Origin of the sequence: Microcoleus sp. PH2017_12_PCY_D_A (assembly GCF_020738565.1) — a bacterium.
In the GTDB taxonomy this organism is placed as follows: domain Bacteria; phylum Cyanobacteriota; class Cyanobacteriia; order Cyanobacteriales; family Microcoleaceae; genus Microcoleus.
This window is the reverse complement of the sequence record NZ_JAEQCI010000018.1, coordinates 99860-119784: the sequence shown is the minus strand read 5'-3', so window position 1 is coordinate 119784 and position 19925 is coordinate 99860. Positions and strand designations below refer to the sequence as shown.

Annotated in this window: 16 protein-coding genes; 2 read left to right on the top strand and 14 right to left on the bottom strand. The window is 45.2% G+C overall.

Annotated elements, in window-relative coordinates:
• The coding region (locus JGK39_RS04445) for a thiamine pyrophosphate-dependent enzyme (protein ID WP_293322012.1) at positions 1-992 on the top strand (992 nt) is incomplete at its 5' end.
• A 28-nt stretch (positions 993-1020) separates the two neighbouring features.
• On the opposite strand, the gene JGK39_RS04440 is transcribed toward JGK39_RS04445, so the two are convergent.
• From JGK39_RS04440 to JGK39_RS04425, 4 genes are all read right to left on the bottom strand, one after another.
• Entirely contained in the window at positions 1021-1566 is a 546-nt protein-coding gene (locus JGK39_RS04440) for a pentapeptide repeat-containing protein (protein WP_293257447.1), read from the bottom strand.
• Positions 1567-1764: 198 nt separating this feature from the next.
• Positions 1765-2430 (bottom strand): S-layer homology domain-containing protein, encoded by a 666-nt coding sequence (locus tag JGK39_RS04435; RefSeq protein WP_293257444.1) that lies wholly within the window; start codon positions 2428-2430, stop codon positions 1765-1767.
• A gap of 120 nt (positions 2431-2550) precedes the next feature.
• Positions 2551-6108, bottom strand: coding sequence for a transcription-repair coupling factor (gene mfd / locus JGK39_RS04430; RefSeq protein ID WP_293257441.1), 3558 nt, complete (start codon positions 6106-6108; stop codon positions 2551-2553).
• A gap of 133 nt (positions 6109-6241) precedes the next feature.
• Positions 6242-6376, bottom strand: a complete 135-nt coding sequence (locus tag JGK39_RS04425; protein ID WP_293257438.1) for a hypothetical protein — start codon at positions 6374-6376, stop codon at positions 6242-6244.
• Between the two features lie 77 nt (positions 6377-6453).
• Between JGK39_RS04425 and JGK39_RS04420 the strand changes: the two genes are divergently transcribed.
• Complete coding sequence (locus tag JGK39_RS04420; protein WP_293257435.1) at positions 6454-7785, top strand: hemolysin family protein; 1332 nt, start codon at positions 6454-6456, stop codon at positions 7783-7785.
• A 192-nt stretch (positions 7786-7977) separates the two neighbouring features.
• Here the strand turns inward: JGK39_RS04420 and JGK39_RS04415 are convergent, their stop codons facing one another.
• The 10 genes from JGK39_RS04415 to JGK39_RS04370 all read right to left on the bottom strand — a co-directional run bounded on the left by JGK39_RS04415 (position 7978) and on the right by JGK39_RS04370 (position 19814).
• Positions 7978-9312, bottom strand: a complete 1335-nt coding sequence (locus JGK39_RS04415; protein WP_293257431.1) for a hypothetical protein — start codon at positions 9310-9312, stop codon at positions 7978-7980.
• A 6-nt stretch (positions 9313-9318) separates the two neighbouring features.
• Positions 9319-10644 carry a hypothetical protein gene (locus JGK39_RS04410; protein WP_293257428.1) on the bottom strand — a complete coding sequence of 442 codons (1326 nt, stop codon included), beginning with the start codon at positions 10642-10644 and terminating at the stop codon, positions 9319-9321.
• Positions 10645-10663: 19 nt separating this feature from the next.
• Positions 10664-11890 (bottom strand): SGNH/GDSL hydrolase family protein, encoded by a 1227-nt coding sequence (locus tag JGK39_RS04405; RefSeq protein WP_293257425.1) that lies wholly within the window; start codon positions 11888-11890, stop codon positions 10664-10666.
• A 4-nt stretch (positions 11891-11894) separates the two neighbouring features.
• Positions 11895-12059 carry a DUF5989 family protein gene (locus JGK39_RS04400; protein ID WP_293128405.1) on the bottom strand — a complete coding sequence of 55 codons (165 nt, stop codon included), beginning with the start codon at positions 12057-12059 and terminating at the stop codon, positions 11895-11897.
• A complete protein-coding gene (locus JGK39_RS04395; RefSeq protein ID WP_293257422.1) occupies positions 12060-12467 on the bottom strand; it encodes an SxtJ family membrane protein in 408 nt (135 codons plus the stop codon). It lies immediately after the preceding gene.
• Between the two features lie 294 nt (positions 12468-12761).
• The gene (locus tag JGK39_RS04390) at positions 12762-14732 is read right to left on the bottom strand and encodes a carbamoyltransferase (RefSeq protein WP_293257419.1); all 1971 of its coding nucleotides are present in this window, start codon (positions 14730-14732) and stop codon (positions 12762-12764) included.
• A 167-nt stretch (positions 14733-14899) separates the two neighbouring features.
• Positions 14900-15385, bottom strand: a complete 486-nt coding sequence (locus JGK39_RS04385; protein ID WP_293257416.1) for a hypothetical protein — start codon at positions 15383-15385, stop codon at positions 14900-14902.
• A 130-nt stretch (positions 15386-15515) separates the two neighbouring features.
• On the bottom strand, positions 15516-16436 hold the full coding sequence (locus JGK39_RS04380) for an NAD(+) kinase (protein ID WP_293257413.1): 921 nt from the start codon (positions 16434-16436) through the stop codon (positions 15516-15518).
• A gap of 283 nt (positions 16437-16719) precedes the next feature.
• Complete coding sequence (locus JGK39_RS04375) at positions 16720-18255, bottom strand: hypothetical protein (RefSeq protein ID WP_293257410.1); 1536 nt, start codon at positions 18253-18255, stop codon at positions 16720-16722.
• Between the two features lie 137 nt (positions 18256-18392).
• Positions 18393-19814 carry a hypothetical protein gene (locus tag JGK39_RS04370; RefSeq protein ID WP_293295505.1) on the bottom strand — a complete coding sequence of 474 codons (1422 nt, stop codon included), beginning with the start codon at positions 19812-19814 and terminating at the stop codon, positions 18393-18395.
• Positions 19815-19925 lie beyond the last annotated feature (111 nt).

Sequence of the window (19925 nt, the reverse complement as noted above, 5' to 3'; positions counted from 1 at the left end):
GAGGAACATCTGAAGGTGATTTTCATGAAGCCTTGAATGTTGCAGCAGTATGGGATTTACCGGTGATCTTTATTATTGAAAACAATGGGTATGGTTTAAGTACGCCAACCAATGAGCAGTACCGTTGTGAGTCGTTAGTCGATAAAGCTTATGGCTATGGCATAGAAGGTATTAAAATAGATGGCAACAATATATTGGAAGTCTATGATACCATCAGAGGAGTAAGGAATTATTGTATTGATGAGCAGAAGCCTTATGTAATTGAGTGCATGACTTTTAGGATGCGTGGTCATGAAGAAGCGAGCGGGGTAAAATATGTGCCTAATGAATTATTTGAGGAATGGGAGAAAAAAGATCCAGTTCGGACATACGAAGAATGGTTGTTATCATCAGACATCATGGATGTTGATCAATTGTGTGCGATTAATGATGAGCTTAGATTAAAAATAGAGGAAGAGTTAAAAGCAGGTTTGGCTTTTCAAAAGTGCGATCGCACGATTTTATTTATGGATATTCGCGGTTTTACAAGTTGGTGCGAAAAAACTTCCCCTGAGACAGTTGCAGCGGTTCTCAATGAATATTACCGTTGTGTTGAACCAGCCGCCGCCAAGTTTCAGCCTTTAAGAATAACTTTTACAGCCGATGAAATTATGGCGATTTATGCTACGCCACAGCAGGGAATTGCTGCGGCTAAATCTATGAGTAAAGCTGCTTTAGAAATGCTTGAATTATATGGAATTGGTGCGGGATGCGGGGTGCATTGCGGGAGCGTTATTGAAGGGCTATTTGGCGGTGCAGATGTTCGGACTTATACGGTGATTGGTGATGTTGTCAATACAGCAAAACGCTTAGAAAGTGCCACGCCTGGTGGTGCAATTACTATTTCTGATGCTGTTTATCAAGGGATGTCACAACGTCTAACGGTGGAACCTTGCGAACCGATCGCGGCGAAAGGTAAGACAGCAGCTTTAATTGCATGGCGGTTAATATAGCTAGCCGTCAGGAATGACGAATTTAATATTATTGATTTTTTCGACCATCGGGCATAGTAGTTCCTCCCATACTGGCTCGATCGAGACTAGCACCATCCATGTTAGCATTGCGGAGATTCGTATTAGAAAGGTTGGCATCTCTCAAGTCAGAAAAGCGCAAGTCCGCACCGTCTAAATTAGTATTTGTCAAGTTGGCTTTCCTAAAATTAGTATTGCTGATTCTGGCTCCTATTAAAACTGAACCGCTTAAGTCGGTACGTGCTAGGTTAGTGTTGACAAAATCTGCTATCTCGAAAGTACCTCCGCTGAGGTTGGCATCTGATAAGTCTGCTCCTGTAACGATCGGGTTTTTTAAAGTAAGGTTAACTAATTTTATACCTCGGAGGTCGCAGCGGATGCAGCTTTGAGTTAGCAGCAGGGTTTCGACGTTGGCGTTGATTTGGTCAATTTCCTGTTGGGATACTTTTTCGGCAAATTCGGGTGAGACGTAGCCGAGGTTTTTGGGGTCGTCTTTTTTGGGTGGTTGGGGAGTTTTTGGTTGCCCGATCGCACTTAGTTTTTTATATTTTATCATATTTGTGTTCACATCTCAGTTAGGATTGCTATAAGCTGTTAGTCATTTAAATTTATTGCCTCAACCCCTTACAGTATGGGATCTGGCACACAAATAGTGCATTTTGAATGTCGAACAGCTTAGCAATTTTTAATTGAATGAGCTATGGCTTTCTCAATTACTAATTACCGATTATCAGGCAAATGAAACTTACTATATTTACCTTCCCATGCCGCGATTAGGTGGCTCCTCATCCGGGACAGGCAAAGAAGTTGGTCTTACCTGCCGCTCCAAATACTTGCTCAAAGCGTAAGCGATATTACCGCGAGTCATCGGCTTCAAAGGATTAATTGCATTAGTTCCGACTTCAAGATTCACAAACCCTTCATACAGTGCAGTAGCCATAGACTTTCTAGCCCAACTAGGAATTTCCCCTGCATCTGGATACTTAGCTAAAATCTCGGCAACGGTGGCCTCGGGAAACTGAAAAACGCCGTAAGCTTGAGCAAAAATCGCCAAAGCCTCAGCGCGAGTCACTCTTTGATTTGGGAAAAACATTCCGTCGCGATATCCACTCATAGTTCCCGTTTTTAAAGCAGTTTGAATCGCGCTGTAAGCCCAGTAGCTTTTAGGTACGTCGGGCAATTCCATATCCGGTTTTTGAGCTGTTTTCCGCCGTTCCAAACCAAAAGTTTTCACTAAAATAACCGCCAAATCGGCGCGACTGATAATGCCTTCAGCATTAAAATTGCCACTGGCATCTTTATTCATCAGTCCTGCATTCACAACCCGGTCGATCGGGTCAATTGTTTGTTGAGCTTGAACCACCGTTGGCACTCCTTGCGCTAGCGCGATCGCAAAAAAAACACAGACTAACTTTTTCACGATTTTAATCCTTTGTGCTGCTCAAACAATTATTAAAGCAGCAGCAATATTTTCTCCGGTTCCATCGGTATGATTCTGAGATTTCGACCGCCGGCTAAATAGCGGGATTTCATATTAAAATCAAATCTTTGCTTCCGGCAAAGCGCCCTGCATTTTACCCAACCAATCAATCAAATTATCCAACTGCTTTTCGGCGCTCAAAACAGCCATTCCGCGAATAGTAACCTTCCCCTTGCTGTAGACAAAACGAGAATGTAGATGTTCGGGCAAATTAGCCTTGAGCAAATTCCAAGCAGGTTCCTCCATCGGCGTTTCCAAGACAATGTGCTGCTTATTTTCCGGTTTAATCCGAGAAAAACCGATTTGCTTGGCGATTTGTTTGAGTTCCACAACACGGATCAGTTGCTGCGCCGGTAGAGGAATCGGCCCGTAGCGATCGCACCAATCGGCGCGAATCTGTTGCAACTCTTCGAGAGTATTCGCAGAAGCCACAGACCGGTAAGCGCTCATCTTTTGATCCAGATCTCCAATATAATCGGCAGGAATAAACGCCGTCAAACTGAGGTCGATTTGTGCATCCTCAACCTTGGGAATTTCCTGACCCTTAATTTCGCGAATCGCCTCCTCTAACATTTCAGCATACAAATCAAAACCGATCGCCTCCATTTGACCGGACTGTTCCGTACCCAAAATATCACCGGAACCGCGAATTTCCATATCTCGGACAGCCAACTGATAGCCCGATCCCAACTGCGCGAACTCTTGAATTGCCCGCAGCCGCTGCCTTGCAGCATCTGAAAGCTTGTTCTGCTTCGGATAAAACAGCCAAGCGTGAGCTTGAATCCCCGCCCGTCCCACCCGTCCCCGCAACTGGTACAACTGACCCAAACCAAACTTCTGCGCGTCCTCAATCAAGATTGTATTGACACGGGGAATATCCAAACCCGACTCAATAATCGTAGTGCACACCAAAATATCAAACTCTGCCGCACTGAAAGTCAGCATGATCGATTCTAGTTCCGAAGCATCCATTTGACCGTGGGCGATCGCAATTCTCGCCCCCGGAACCATTAGCTGCAACGTATCGGCCAACTCATCAATCCCCTCAATCCGAGGTACAACGTAAAAAACCTGACCGCCCCTGTCCAACTCTTGACGAATTGCAGTCCGCACCGATTCCAAATTGTAGGGGGATAAATGCGTCTGAATCGGGCGGCGGCTGGGCGGCGGAGTCGCAATCAAACTCATCTCCCGAATCCCCGACAGAGACATATACAACGTGCGGGGAATCGGAGTCGCCGTCAGAGTCAGCACATCTACCTCGGTTTTCAGAGATTTAATCGCTTCCTTTTGCTTCACCCCAAACCGCTGTTCTTCATCCACCACCAACAAACCCAAATCTCGAAATTTAATCGCTTTACTCAAAACAGATTGAGTACCGACAATCACGTCTAACTCCCCAGTTGCTAAGCGCTTGTGAATCTCCCGGCGCTCGGTTTCTGTGCGGAAGCGGTTGAGCAAACCAACTTCGATCGGATAAGGCGAAAAACGCTCCTTCAGCGTGTGATAGTGCTGTTGGGTCAAAATTGTCGTCGGCGCGAGCAAAGCCACCTGCTTGCCCGCTGTAATCGCCTTAAAAATAGCTCTCAGAGCAACTTCCGTCTTGCCAAAACCGACATCGCCGCAGACCAAGCGATCCATTGGTCGATCGCCCTCCATGTCGCGTTTCACATCCAGAGTAGCCTTCAACTGATCCGGCGTTGGTTGGTACGGGAAAGAATCCTCCAACTCTTGCTGCCAAGGCATATCAGGCGGAAAAGCGTAACCCTGTTGCTTGGCTCTTTTAGCGTAAAGATTCAGCAAATCTACCGCTACTTTCTTAACAGCTTTGCGAACTTTTGTCTTAGTTTTTTCCCAAGTTTGACCAGTTAGCTTGTTGAGTTCCGGCACTTTATCGCCGACAGTCCGAAACCTGGACAGGGCGCCCAATTGATCCGCCGCGACTCTGAGAGTACCGTCAGCGTATTGCAATACCAAATATTCGCGAGTTTCTCGATCGATTGTCAAGCGTTCCAACTTGAGAAACTTACCAACTCCGTGCTGGCGGTGCACCACAAAATCCCCCGGACTCAGCTTGTTCGGGTCAACCTTTTTAGAAGCGGCGCGGCGGCGCTTGCGGACGTAGCTAAATGTTGCGAGAGAATGCTGGCCGTAGAATTCTCGATCGCTAATTAAGACAATCCGAAAAGTCGGCAGGATAAAACCTTCCAACTCTGCCAGCCCGCTGTACTTCAAAGCTACCGGAATGTGCTGCAACTGCAATTTGTCGATGGCCAAAAAATCGCGCGGATTCACCACAAACTGAGCCGGACAGTCGTGTTCCGACAGCAGAGAGACCGATCGGCTCGGTTGAGCGGAAACCAGAAACACCGTAAAACCGCGATCGCGCTCTTCCCGGAGCATTTGAGACAGTTTCGCAAATTGGTGGGGCATCACCGGCACAGGCCTGCTGGCCAAATTGATCGCAGGCGATAGCTGCTCGCCCCCGGAGGAGCTTTTAATTTTTTGAGTAGTAGAATCTTCTGCTAATTCTGAAAGTTCTAGCCGATCGAAAGCTGCGACATCTGCGATCGATTCTGCAAAACTGCGGTGAATTTTCGGAACCTTCAGATTAGCAATTGGCAATGTTTCAGTTTCCCCATCCGCAACAACAGATTGATTGCAACTTTCCCATTGTTCCTGGGCATTTTCAAACCAGCGGTCGCTGTGACCTTCACATCCTTGCGGTTCGTCTACTACAACTAAAGTATTTTCTGGTAAATAATCCAACAAACAAGCTGGTTTTTCAAACGCTAAACCTAACAGCCTGCGGACATATTTTTCGGCTTCATTTTCTGTGTCAAGCAAGTCTATTTTGTTGATTTTGTCAAGCTTTTTTTCAGCTAAAACTGCTTTAATAATTGGGTTAAAGCTAGTCGGAGTTAAAACTAATCGATCGACCTTATCGAGCGATCGCTGGTTCGAGGGATCGAACTCGCGCAGTCGATCCAAAGTATCCCCGAACCATTCCAGCCGCACCGGCAATTCCGCCGCCACCGGAAACACATCGACAATATCGCCCCGGCGGCTCCACTGGCCTTCGGTTTCTACCAAATTCACCCGATCGTACCCCATGGAGGCAAGTTGGCGATCGAGTATCTTTGAGTCTTGAACTTCGCCTCGTTTCAGCGTCAGACAGTAGGGTTCAAAAGCCTCCGGCGGCGGCAAGTGAGGCTGGAGGGCTCTTTCTGTGGCTACAATCGCGATCGGCTTTGAGGAATTGGCGGTTTTTTGTTCGTTGTCCACCAAATCCGCCAGCACCTGCATTTGTCCCCAGGTCATTTCGTTCTCGTCCGAGTAAGATAGCTCGTAGGGCGAAGCTTCCGAAGTTGGGTAAAAATGTACGGTTTGCCAGCCCATCGCCTCTAATTGAGCTACCCAGCGGCCTGCTTCTTCCAAAGTAGCCGTCACGGCTAATAGGTTTCGCCCTTCTTGCTGTGCGAGGGCGGAAGCTACTAAACCTTTTGGTAGGCGGGCGATGCCGTTGAGTTGCAGGCAGTGATGCCGTTTGAGCTTGTTGAGAAGTTCTGTTGCTAGGGGCGATCGCCCCAATGTCCGAATTATCGAAGAGAAAGTCATGTGCTGTTAATTTTTATCCCCGATGGGCGAAGGCTCTTCCCCCCCTGCCTAGTTAAGGAAGATTGTACGACAAACATCTATCATTGTGTCGATCGGCTCTTGGCAGTTCAACTCCACTGCGGGTAGATTTTTGCTAGATGTGTTCTGTGAATATCTCGAACTTGCGATCGAAACGAGCCTGTTCCGTTAATCTAGGGACAGGTCGATCGCCAATTTCGATTTTGCGATCTAAATTGACAGAGCCCTCAGCTTGTGGCTGCCGATTCAATCTAAAATCTAAAATCTAAAATCTAAAATCGACTAAGCGGGCAGTGCGCTTCGCCTTTACCACCGATAAATTGAGAAATGTCCCCAAGTACCGATATTCTGATTGTTCTCCTCCTAGTTTTCCTCAATGGCGTGTTTGTGATGTCAGAAATGGCCATCGTCTCAGTACGGAAGGTGAGACTGCAACAGATGGCTAACCAGGGTTCGACGAATGCCCGTATAGCTTTGGATCTGGCTAATGCCCCCAATCAGTTCTTGCCGACAGTTCAAATCGGAATTACGCTGTTGGCTATCCTGTCGGGCGCTTTGGGAGAAACGACTATTGCTAAAAGGGTAGAGCCTCTGTTGCGCTTAATTCCGGCCGCTTCGCCCTATGCTCAGCCGATCGCCTCAGTCATCGCAATTTTAACCATAACTTATCTCACCATAATTATCGGCGAACTCGTGCCGAAGCGCCTGGCCCTCAACAACCCCGAGCCGATCGCCTCTAGCGTCGCTATTCCCATGCGAATGCTCTCCAAAATTGGCGCTCCTGCCGTTTATGTTTTAAGTTATTCCACGGAATTAATCTTGCGAATGATGGGGATTGTCCCTTCAACGGAACCCCAAGTTACAGAGGAAGAAATTAAAGTTTTAATCGAGCAAGGAACCGAGGCTGGAACCTTTGAAGAAGCCGAACAGGACATGGTGGAAAGAGTGTTCCGTTTGGGCGATCGGCGAGTCAGCGCCCTAATGACCCCGCGGCCCGATCTTATTTGGCTCGACCTCGACGACTCAGTAGAAGAAAACCGCCAAAAAATGCTCGGCAGCGGTCATTCCCGGTTTCCAGTTTGTCAGGGCGGGCTCGATAACGTTGTCGGTTTAGTACACGTTACCGATATGTTGTCTCGCACTTTAACAGGTCAACCCCTGGATTTAAGTGCTTCTTTGCGGAGACCTTTATTTGTACCCGAAAGCACCAGAGGTTTAAAAGTCTTAGAGCTTTTCAAGCAATCTAGCAATCAAATTGCCTTGGTAGTAGACGAATACGGCGTCATTCAAGGATTGGTGACTGTAAACGATATTTTAGTCGAATTAGTTGGGGACTTTCCCTCGGTTGAAGATGCCGACGAACCGCAAGCTGTGCAGCGCGAAGATGGTTCTTGGCTGTTAGACGGAATGCTCCCGGTCGAGAATTTCTTTGATTTGTTTGGAATTGAAGAAGTATCTTCAGAAAATAAAGGAAGTTACCACACAATGGGCGGTTTTGTGATTACAAATTTGGGTAAAATTCCGGCGGCGGCAGAGCATTTTGAATGGAACGGCTTGCGCGTCGAAGTCGTCGATATGGATGGGAACCGCGTTGATAAGATCTTGGTAATGCCGATCGACTCCACGGGCGATCTGGCTAAAACCCAACCAAAAACCTAAAATTTGCGATCGGCGGGAACCAAAAACCTAAAATTTGCGATCGGCGGGAAAATAGGTTCGATCGTTCGGACTTTAGTCCTTATCAATTTCTGAGGACTAAAGTCCTCACTACAAACCCTATCATAGTTATTTTACCGAACATAATCTAAATTATCGGGGTATTTAAGCCGAATTTGATATAATTTGGTCAACCTACTTCTTATTACTGCTAGCCCGATCCTTCCGCAAAGCTTCCACAATAGAACTGCCCACATAATTGCTAAAAATCTCCTCTCCAGTTTTATTATAATGACAGCAGCTATCTACATAAACAACATCTTTAGTCTTGTCAAAAACCTTAACCCCATTCAAAATATTAATCTGATTTTTTTGTAAATTAGGAAACTTACCCAAAAGAGCCGGATAGCCAATTTCCACAGAATTAGCATAAGGAGTATCTTTATTAAAAGCAATTCGCTTCTCAGCATCGCTAAACACCCTTTTCGTCTGATAATATTGATTAGGCTGGAGGACGTGAAAATAAGGAACCTTGCTAGCCGACAACACTTTGTGCATAAAAATCGAACTTTTTGCCCAATTCCACGCCATTTGTTCAAAAGCTGCATCATCCTCTAAAACAGACTTATTTTTATTAATATAAATAACGCTACCTTCGTCATCTTGCTGATTTTTGCTGCGTTCTTTTTCAAACAAAATTACATCTCTGCGATAATTGTTGACTAAATTTTGAACGTAAACAGAAGTCAAAGCATCGCACGCAGCTAAAGAGCAATGTTGCAAACTTTCCAAACCCTCATTAATCTGAGTTTTAGTTTCTTTGATTCTAATAGTTGCTTGCAAAGCCTTGGTAGAAAGGCTATTATTTGCCAAGCTAGTCAGCGGCGAAATGTGCTGATTGCTTGGCATCGCCAGATCGATTTTATTTTTATTATTTATATTAGAAAGTGCTACTTCATTAAAGCCATCTATATTGATGACCATATCTAACTCTTGACCTAAAGCTAAAAAATAGTTTAAAATTAATAACTGTTGCGGCTGTTTGTAACCGCCCGTAGCAAAAGACAAAATTATAAATTCTTTATCCTGTAAACCGGGAACCTGTTTGAGGTATTGAGGTAAAATTTTGTTCTGAACTTGAAAGATGGAAAAATCTGAAGCCACGGAACCGCCAAAAATTCCGATCACAAATTGATTTTTTTTAAATTTTTTAAAAGGGTAATCGTAAGGAGAGATAAATCCGTAGTTGTTCACCTTAAAACCAGGTCGAAAATCAGCGCTGGGTTTTTGAATAAACCCAAAGAAAGGATGAAACCTTTCGACAATAGACTGATTCAGACGCACTCCTTCTAAATTAATTCCTAAAGCCGACTTATCTTGCGCCTTTTCTCTAGTATAGAAAAATTGCTTGTGCTTGACAAAATACCATCCCAAGGAACCGAGTTCTAGGAAAACAAGTAAAAGCGCCAAGTTAATCAAAGTAATTTTGAGGAGTTCTTGGCCTTTGTTAATTAACTTGAAATCTTTCATAAATATTTATTTAGACTTTCTTACTACTTGAATGATGGAACTGGAAATATAGTTTGCCAATACTTCCTCTCCCACTGAATTATAGTGACAGCAAGCATCTTTGTAAACCGTATCTTTTGTATTGTCCAAAATATTTACGGCGCTAAACACATTCACCCCAGCTTTTTGCAAATCATCGACTTTGGACAACAGCACCGGATAACCTTTGTTTACTCCTTCGATGTACGGGCTGTCTTTGCTGATGGCAATTTCCTTTTCCTTGGCGGTAAACACTCGTTTAGTGGGATAATACTGGTTGGGCTGGATAAAGTGAAAATATTTGATGTTTCTACTCGATAAAATTTGATTCATGCCGATCGACGATTCGTACCAAATCGAGGTCATTTTGTCAAAAGCAGCAGCCTCTCGCAAAACAGACTCAGCTTTGGGAATGTATACTATACCGCTTTTTGCGGGGTCTGAGTTGGCTTGTTTGACTTGCGCGTCGTACTTGACAACTGCTTGCTGGTAATTGTTGACTAATTGTTTCACCCGCAGCGAGGTAACGGCGTGACACAAAGCAAGTTGACAAGTTTGCAATTTGTCAATACCTGCTTTCAACTGTTTTTTGTTTTCGTTAATTTGCACGATCGAACTCATCGCTTCTGGCGATAAGTTGTTGTTGGCTAAACTCGTCAGTCCCTGTAGGTGCTGGACGCTGGGCATTCCTATTTCTAGCTGGGCTTTGTTGTTTAAATTTGACAGTGCTACTTCGTTAAAACCGTCAATATTGATGACTAAATCTAACTCTTGGCCCAAGGCCAAAAAATAATTTAAAATTAACAATTGCTGGGGCTGCTTGTATCCGCCGTTGCCAAAATTTAAAATGCGAATTTCGCGATCGGCAAATTCGGGATAACTCTGCAACTTTTTAGACAATCTTTGATTTATATATTCGTCTACAGCAAAGTTGTTGGCAACTGAACCGCCAAAAACTCCGATAATAAATTGTTTTTTATTGGTTTTAATAAAGGGGTATTCGTAGAGTGAAAAAAAGCCGTGTCTGTTGACTTTTAACTTTAATCTTTCATTGGTAAAAGCACCTTGTTTGAGGACGTAGCCAAAAAACGGGTGCAGTCTTTCTACGATTGATTCATCTAGCCTAATTCCGATCCGTTCAATATCTTCGACTACTTTTTCTTTAGCTTTAGTTCTAGTATAAAAAAACTGCTTTTGATTGATAAAATAAAAAGCTAGGGACAAAGCTTCCAGACAAATAAAGGCGATCGCTAAATTGACGGCGATTAAAGTTAATATATTTTTGCCTTTTTGAAGTGGCGTTGAATCTTTCATGAAATTTGACTGCTTGCGGTTATTTTTTTGGTACTTGAGACTGTTTCAAATTTTCGCACAGATTTCTGTTGATCAGGATGCTGGCCAGTCGGTGTCCGAGTTCGTTCCAGTGACCCCCACAGGGTACAGAATTCTCAAAACCGTGGGCGCAGACTTGAAATTTTTCGGTGTAACCTTGGAACTGTTCAGTTAAATTCAGTACGCGAAAACCCTCGCGCGCGCCCAATTTTTCCAGCCGCCTGTCGGGATAAAATAAATCCTGAATTTTGTGTTCCTGCATAAACTTTTGCCGCTTAGCCGGATCGCGATCGACTTGAATCGGATCGCCAATTGTCACAACCAAGAAATCAGCTTTTTTCTGCACGACTTCATTCCGCATTGTCACGATCAAACCCTCTGTCACCCTCCAGGCATCTTTCCAAACTGCATCCTGAGGTGGATTGAAGTTTTTGCTGCTCAAAGCGGTAAAATCTCCAGATAACTGCCGCTTTTTACCGTCTAAATCTACCTTTTTAATCACCTGCAAGATGCGGGAATTGTTGACTAAAAAACTGGGCATCCGGTCTACAAATGAAACTGCATTTTTATTGCGATCGATGGGTGGCAGATTGCGAAAAGACATATCTGGTACTAACTTGCCGCTAGCATCATATCTAAAAAATGGTCGATAGAGGTCGTATTCTAATTTCGGCGAATTATTAATTACATCGTTGCCAGTAAAAAAGGCAAGAACTACAATATCAGGATTGTAATCCCACACTTTTTTACGCAGCATCATCAATTCTTGAGCAGTACCGTAGCCTTGGACGCCGAAATTGATAACTTCGACTTTTTGCTTGCCTTTTATAGAATTGCAATTGCTGAGTTTTCGTTCTAATTTTGACCAGAAAGTTTGTTCGACTGGTACGTGAATTGCTTCGGTGAAAGAGTCGCCTAAAACCGCGACGCGCAAGGTATTGGGAGGTTTGGTTTTGGTGTGTTCGCGATCGCGCAAACCGTCGCTATTCACCTGTACAAAACTCGCACCTTCCCCCTTCCACTCGCCGGACACACCGGGTTTGAGCTTCCAACCCAAATCGCGATCGGCAGTGTGGAAACGAGTTGGCGCGGAGTCTACAACATCTCCTATTTTTGGGTAGCCCTCAACTTTAGCAACTCGCAATCCAATTTCACCAATTACCACCCCCATTAATAAACCGCCGAGTGTCAAACCTAAATTGACACCCAAAGTTTTCAACTTGCTCATTCTTTCAAAACAGGGTGTAAATAAACGGAGCAATCACAGAACCCTGACTCAATACAATCAAAGCTCCTAAAAAGACTAAAGTCACAATTAACGGTAGCAGCCAATATTTTTGGCGTTCTTTCATAAACGCCCACAAATCTTTGAGAAAGTCTACTGTAGATTCAAACACTTAGAAAGGACGCTCCATGCTAACTTTTGTTCTTGCTTTACTCGGGACGCGGTAAGTATCCATTTTGGGATTTAGTTTGCGCCGCATTGCATCTTCGCCAAATATGCCTTTGATAACTCCCATCGGCCAAATGATGAGGTAAAAAACTATGCCCAAAATAATCGGCGTTTCGATCTTGTTGAGGAGAAGTCCAAACTTCATCCATCCGTGATAAACCGGATTCAGGGATTTCGGCGCAACTAATGCTAGCACAACTAGGATGGCGCAGATTGCCCAGGGCCACCAAGGTAGAGAACTGCGCCGCAGTAAAGGTACTGCTAAACCGAAGAGCACTGCTATTAAGCCGCCAATTAGGAGGCCGAAATCGCGCAGGCCTTTTTTATCGAGTTTTTTTATTTCGTCGCTCATGTTGAAAGAAGAGGGAAGAAGGAAGAAGGAAGTAGGGTGCGCACTGCGCACCTTACCCGGATTAGTTAGTAGTCAGTAGGGTGCGCACTGCGCACCTTACCCGGATTAGTAGGGTGTGCACTGCGAACCTTACCCGGATTAGTTAGTAGGGTGCACACTGAGCACCTTACCCGGATTAGTCAGTAGGGTGCGCAGTGCGCACCTTACCCGGATTAGTCAATAGTTAGTGGTTAGTGGTTAGTGGTTAATTATTCAATAACAAATAACTAATAACCAATAACAACTAACTCCTAACTAATCTAGTTCAAATTCATTTTTCCAAGCTTCATCTTGTTTCCAAGGAATTTGTTCGGATTTGGGAATCAAGAAATTCTCTAAAACTAGATAGTCCATTTCGGTTCGCATGAAACAGCGGTAAGCATCCTCAGGAGTGCAAACAATTGGTTCGCCTCGGACGTTGAACGAAGTATTTACTAAAATCGAACATCCCGATCGCTCTTCAAAATGACTGATTAGGTCATAGTACCGAGGATTGGTTTCTTTGTGAACGGTTTGGATGCGGGCGGAGTAATCGACGTGGGTGACAGCCGGAATTTCCGATCGCGGAATGTTGAGCTTTTCAATGCCAAACAACTGTTCTTGTTCCGCAGTCATGGGAATGCGGAGACTGGCTTTGACTGGAGCTACTAATAGCATATAAGGGCTGGAATGGTCAATCTCGAAATAATCGGCAACTCGTTCGGCTAAGATTGACGGTGCAAAGGGTCGAAATGATTCCCGATATTTAATTTTCAGGTTCATCACGGACTGCATTTTAGCATTGCGCGGATCGCCAATAATCGATCGCCCGCCCAGAGCCCGCGGCCCAAATTCCATCCGCCCTTGGAACCATCCGACGACATTTCCCTGTTCCAAAATTTCCGCCAACTGCGGCATTAATTCGGCATCGTCCAATCGATGATAGCTAGCTTTGACAGCATCCAAATATTCCTTAATTTCTGTGTCAGTATATCTTGGCCCCAAATAGGAACCGCGCATTTTGTCGTGACAAGTTAAATGAGTGACAGACTTCGCCACAGTCGCCACAGCTTGATTCGCAGTCAGGACTTCAGTCCTCTCCTCGTTTGTAGTGAGGACTTCAGTCCTCTCCTGCTTAATATTATTGGCTGCGAGTAGATCATCAGCAACAGTACGAGTTTGTTCGCAATACTGATACCAAATCGCCAAAGCCGCGCCCAAAGCACCGCCAGCATCTCCCGCCGCCGGTTGAATCCAAATATCTTTGAAAATACCTTCTCGCAAGAGTCTGCCGTTAGCAACGCAGTTGAGAGCAACGCCGCCGGCAAGACAAAGATAATCTACATCCAATTCTTTTTTAACTGTTCTGCAAAGCCGCAAAACAACTTCTTCTGTAACAACTTGAATGGATGCTGCAATATCCATTTCCCGCTGAGTTAATTTTCCTTCTGCTGTGCGCGGCGGCCCTTCAAACAGTTCGTCAAATTTCTGATTTGTCATGGTTAAGCCAACAGTGTAGTTGAAATAATCCATGTTCAAACGGAAAGTTCCGTCATCTTTGAGGTCGATTAAATGGGTGAGAATTTTGTCTACAAACTTGGGTTCGCCGTAGGGCGCTAAACCCATGAGTTTGTATTCACCAGAGTTGACTTTGAAGCCGGTGTAGTAGGTGAAAGCTGAATAAAGCAAACCCAACGAGTGAGGAAAGTCGATTTCCCACTGAGGTGTGAGTTGGTTGCCATCTCCCAACCAAACGGAGGTTGTGGCCCATTCGCCTACGCCGTCGAGGCACAAAACGGCTGCTTTTTGGAAGGGGCTGGGGAAAAATGCTGAGGCTGCGTGGGATTGGTGGTGTTCGGTAAATAGCAGAGATGGAAGTTTATTGCTTTTGCAGTTTGCCATTTCTGCGAGCTCTCTTTTGAGCATGGTTTTGAGGTAAAGCTTTTCTTTCAGCCATATGGGCATGGCGGTGAGGAAAGAGCGAAAACCTTTGGGTGCGTAGGCTAGGTAGGTTTCGAGAAGGCGCTCGAATTTGACTAATGGTTTGTCGTAGAAGACTATGCGATCGAGTTCCCGCAGTTCTATGTTCGCTTCTTTCAGGCAATAGGCGATCGCATTCTTGGGAAATCTGGCGTCGTGCTTTTTGCGGGAAAATCTTTCTTCCTGCGCTGCGGCGATAATTTCTCCATCGCGAATTAAGGCGGCGGCGCTGTCGTGGTAGTACGCCGAGATTCCAAGTATGTTCATCGCTCTCCTCACAAATCGCTATGCGCTCGTATCTGACTATTTAGAATAGCTAACGATTATAGCTTTAGTAGTGCTGATTTGGAGTTGAGTTTTGCGATCGCCTCTAATTTTAGCTGAATTGATGCTGGTGGGCGGCTGAGGTCGATCGGCTCTTTGACAATATCCAGCTAGCGCCGGCGAATCCTGCGGGCCCAAGCTCTGAAGTAAGTGCCCACCGGAAATTGATAAAATTCAGCTACCAACCACAGCACTATGCCTAAATGGGACAAAAAGGCTAAGCCCGTCCAAGCTGCGGGGAACCACGACAAGCGACTGCCGGGAATTGGGGGAAAGTAGTAAGCTGAAAGTCCGAGCAAGGTGGTGGGAAGGAAGATTAGACCGATCGCGGCTGCAAAATAGGGCCATCCGAATTCTGTGCCTTCGAGGTGTGCTCCTATCCATTTTTTGCCGTTCCAGTGCCATGTTACGGGCGGTTGGCGATCGGCCATTTTCAGCAATTGCCTTTCTTCGCTAGCGGTAAAAATGTGCTGGCAGAAGTTGCAAGCGAGGGCTTCCATCATCGGCATGGTGGATATTTGACCGGTGCGGCACACGGGACAGGGATATGTATCTTGATGGTTGAAAGGTCGGGTTGATGGTTTGAGAGTCGGCATGGATCGTGCTGCTTGTCAAGATATTGAGCGATCTTAACAGAGTACAGATGAATAGGTTTGTAGTGAGGACTTCAGTCCTTCTAAAAGCCTGAGGACTGAAGTCCTCACTACAAACAGTGGATGATTTGGATTAATTGCGGTGATTGTTGTTGTACCGAATTCGGGCTCCGGCCCACTGAAGTTTTTCCCTCAAAGTGCCGTAATAAGAATAGTTTTCCCGCAAAATGATAAATTTGGCTTCGCAGTCTGCCATCCGCACGTCTACGCGCTGTCCGGGCCAAATTGCTGTAGCTAAAATGCCGTCCATCCAGAGTTTTGTACTGAGTTCGTAATCTGCTAAGGGCCAAATGCTGACGACTGAACCGGGCGGCAAAACTACAGCCCGACTGGATAAACTTAAAGGGCAAATTGGAGTAACTGCGATCGCATCCATTCCCGAGTGGATAATCGGCCCGTTGGCAGATGCGGTGTAGCAAGTAGAACCAGTGGGTGTTGCGACAATTAAACCGTCGCCTTGATATTGATCGACTACTTCGCCGTCAACTTCCATTTCTAGAATACAGCTCGGCATTCGATCGGCAGAAGCAGGTTTAATGCACATTTCGTTGAGTGCCAAAAATCGATCGCTCTCGGGTTCAAGATTAGTTCTGTTTCCCTCAAAAACCGCCGCCTGCAACATCATCCGCTTCTGCACCGCATACCTATCTTCGGCCAGTCTGTCCCAAATCTCCTCAGTATTTTGGAAATCCTCAAAAGACTCGGTTAAAAAACCCAGATGTCCGCCCACATTCGCAGCTAAAATCGGGATGCCGTCAGCAGATAAATTCCGGGCTGCCGCTAGGGCGGTACCGTCGCCGCCGAGCACTACGGCTAGATCGATCGGGCTGTTACTAGAAGCTAAAAACACCGGATACGGGTTATCTTTCGGGCCGCTGGGCCCCATTAAAACTTGACAGCCGCGACTTTCTAACTGGCGGGCACATTGTTCTGCCCACCGCTGGCTGAGAAGATCTCTGGCTTTGTGGGCGATAATTACTTGTTTTAGTTGCACAATCAGTCGATTTTAGATTTTAGATTTTAGATTTTAGATTATTTGATTTTAGACTAGACTTGATTGCAAAAATCCCTCGCCATAACAGGAAATTATCTGCGTTTATCTGCGTTTATTTGCGGTTTCCCGATCGCGATCGAAGATTTACGCCATAAGTCTCATTTATATCTTGCAGCATTTTTCAGAATTTGGAGGCAGAGCCTCCCGATCTGCGTTACCAGGCACTGCTGGTAACGAGGAAATTCCCAAATCTAAAATCTAAAATCTAAAATCTAAAATCCCATCACCCATCGGTGATTCGGGACTTGGGCTGCGGCCAAATAATGCTGGTATCGGAGGCGAGGATGCGCGAAACTGCGATCGCCCCAAAACGGTTGAGGTGGCTGGGATCTAAAAAATAGTCGTTGCGATTTGGCCACCGCTGGGACAAGTCACGGAAGGCGAAGCCTTTTTGTCGCGAGAGTTGCTGCATTCGTTGTCTAAACTGCTGTTCTGCCCACCGACGAGTTGGATCTAGGTAGTCGTCGGTGAGGGGCAGATTGACGAAAATTAGGGGGATTTTCCGAGTTTTGGTAAATGCTACGACTGAATTAAAGGCTGTTGCTTGTTTGCCGCCGAGGTTGAAGTCTTCGTAGTCGCGATCGTACTTACCAGAAACGTAGGGGCGTTGTCGGTAATATGTGTCGGGATTGTAACTGCCCGACATTGACATGAATCCGTTGGAGTCGATCGCATCTGCCAATTGGCTGACTTGTCTGATTGCTACTGTTGTTTGTGATACTGCATTCTGGGCAACAGGCAAGATGCCTGTTCCACTTGAGGTGAATTGGATTGTGGGGAGTAGGGGTTGGGCATCTTGCCCGCCCCTATCAGCCTGTGCTCGGCGGAAAATCCCGTCGCCATCGGTGTTACAAGACTGCGGGAATCTGTAACACTGGGGCGTCACGTTAGGTTCACCAGACGGGAGTTTGGGGCGAACGCCTGCTGCTAAAAGCTGGCTGCCTTCAGAATCGACGATCGAATTAAAAGTGCGATCGTCCCGGCCGCTGTTAAATGCGCGCACACCGTCCGCCCAGACAATCATTTGAGGTAAATGATCTGGCTTCAACAGCCGCCGCAGTTGAAAATCAACAACTTGGGCAGTGGCGCCGTTGACTGAAAAATTAAATACTTTTAAACCCGGACTCCCGTTAGCCGCCAAAGATTGTTTTAGCTGTTTGGGATCGACGCCCTGCAACGCCCGGGAACTGCCGACAATCAAAACATCTGGCGGCCCGACGGCTGCAACGTAGGATAGGTATAGTTCTAGCTGTTCGTCGAGCAAATCGCTGCTGAAGCTGACATTACTGGCTGGCGATCGGCTTGCGCCCGCTTGCTGTTGGGCATAAAGCAGGTTTTTCATGTACTCGGTTACTTTTTTTTCAGCAAACGCCCGCCTGGGACTGCCGGGGGGAACCGCTTGCATCCAGGCTACGGCTTGCACCCATTGGGCTGCTACTTCGTCCCACTCTTGTTTTGAATTGGCTGATTGAGCTAAATTGGCGGCCTTGGTGGCAAAGTTAACTGAATCTCCAAAGGGGTCGTTTTGGGCGCAGGAAGGAACGCTGATGGATTTTTGGCGTTTATTGGGGTTTTTGGCTAACACAGAGGTTGGTGGCTGCGTTAGGACGGAGGATGATGCGATCGCGCTTGATGTCGCTGCGGTGTTGGGCGGCTTGGGCGGCGAACATCCGACTGTTGTTAGGGCGATCGCAGCGATCGCGGTGCAGGTACGTTTTAAGATGTTAGTGCTGAGGTTAGCAATGTAGCGGCGAATCATACAGCTTTCACCGTTCGCGAAACATTAGTAAATATTACCGCAAACGGGCTGCTGATGTTAATGGCGTATTTCTGTGCGGGATTCGATGACTGCTTCGGCTTCCAGGGCGATCGACCTATCTTTAATATAATCGACCCTTAAGCTGGGGGTTTATTGGCTACAAATTGCTTGACGCGGTTCACAAATAGATAGCACGACAAACCAGCGATTGCTGCTATTAAAATCACCCTGAACTGCTTTAGAACGAACAATAAAGAGTACGAAAATGAAAGGCGCATCGCCGCACTGTTGTTATAAATTTGAGTATTTATTGGCTGAAAAATATATCCAAAAGCATTTAATAACGAACTTGGATGCGCTTCATCTACTGGAACCCAAGGATGTATTACCCCTACAAAAGAGATGAAGATCGACAGACAACCTATAATTATAAAAACTTGCCTCACCTTCTTAATTTTTTTCACCTCATTGCTAATATGTGCCAGCGGTAGGCAAAACAGAAACATTATATTAGCATACCATCTGACTCCGTAAGAGTAGCCGCTATAATTGTTACTCCGAAAAATATACATCATAACATAGGCGCCTGATGCTAAAAGAATTAGGAGATACTCTTGGCGATATTTAAATTGTCGGTCGCTTAAAATCTTAATGAATCCAAAGATTGAAAATCCTAATATAGGAGTATAAGAAATCAACCCGCGATTGCCTATTATCATGTGAAAGGCATAATTAAGTAGGCTCGAAAGAGTGGGGTGAAATGCTAAACCAGAAAGGTTACTTGAATCAAATTGTGAATCAGGATAATCCCACAAAGGTTTGTTCATCGAAGGTGGCAGCAGGCTACCCGACGTATAAACATTTAATTTAAAGTAAATAACCAGCACTAAAGCGCAAGCTAGAGCAAAAACAATCTTTGATTTTAGAGGTTTATTGAAAAAATCGATCGCAACAAAAGGGATAAAAATAAAGACAGCTATATCGATGCTGCCTGCCAGGGAAATTAACATACCTGAAAGCAGGGAATATTTCACACCTTCTTTGACTCTCAGTAAATAGTAGAAACCTCCCATCAGCAGACTTGCACTAACAACATGATTGCTAAATACCGTTGAGTAAGGTAGGAGTAAAGTCCCTGTACCAACGAGTATTAACAATATATTTATCCAGTTTTGTTCAATTTCTAAAAATTTGAGAGTTTTGTATAAATAAACAATGCCAATGGCTGTTGACGCCCCTACTACTAAAATTGTCAGTAGAGAGATAGCCAGCATAAATTGACTTGTGAACGAAATTCCAACTGTTTTCAGTACAGCGTAAAAAAATGAACTATATATCGATAGAATAGGAGGCTTATCAGAATAAAAATGTCCTTGGTAAAAGTATTTATCTACAGTCCAGATGAATCGGGAGTTGTCAATAATGAAGGTTTGAAAGTCAACCAGGGATTCGATCGTTGCTAGCCTGGAAGCATCATTATTTGTTGCTGCCGGCCTTGTCAGGATAGCAAACAAGCTGAGAAAAATAGAAAATATTTGCCATTCTTTTTGAATTTTCATGTTTTGGAGTCCAATTCAAGAAGTTTAAAATATAGCAGCTATCCAAATGAACGGTCATAACTTGTAATTTTTTTTAACAATACGGTCAATAAATCGGGATTTGTGACGATT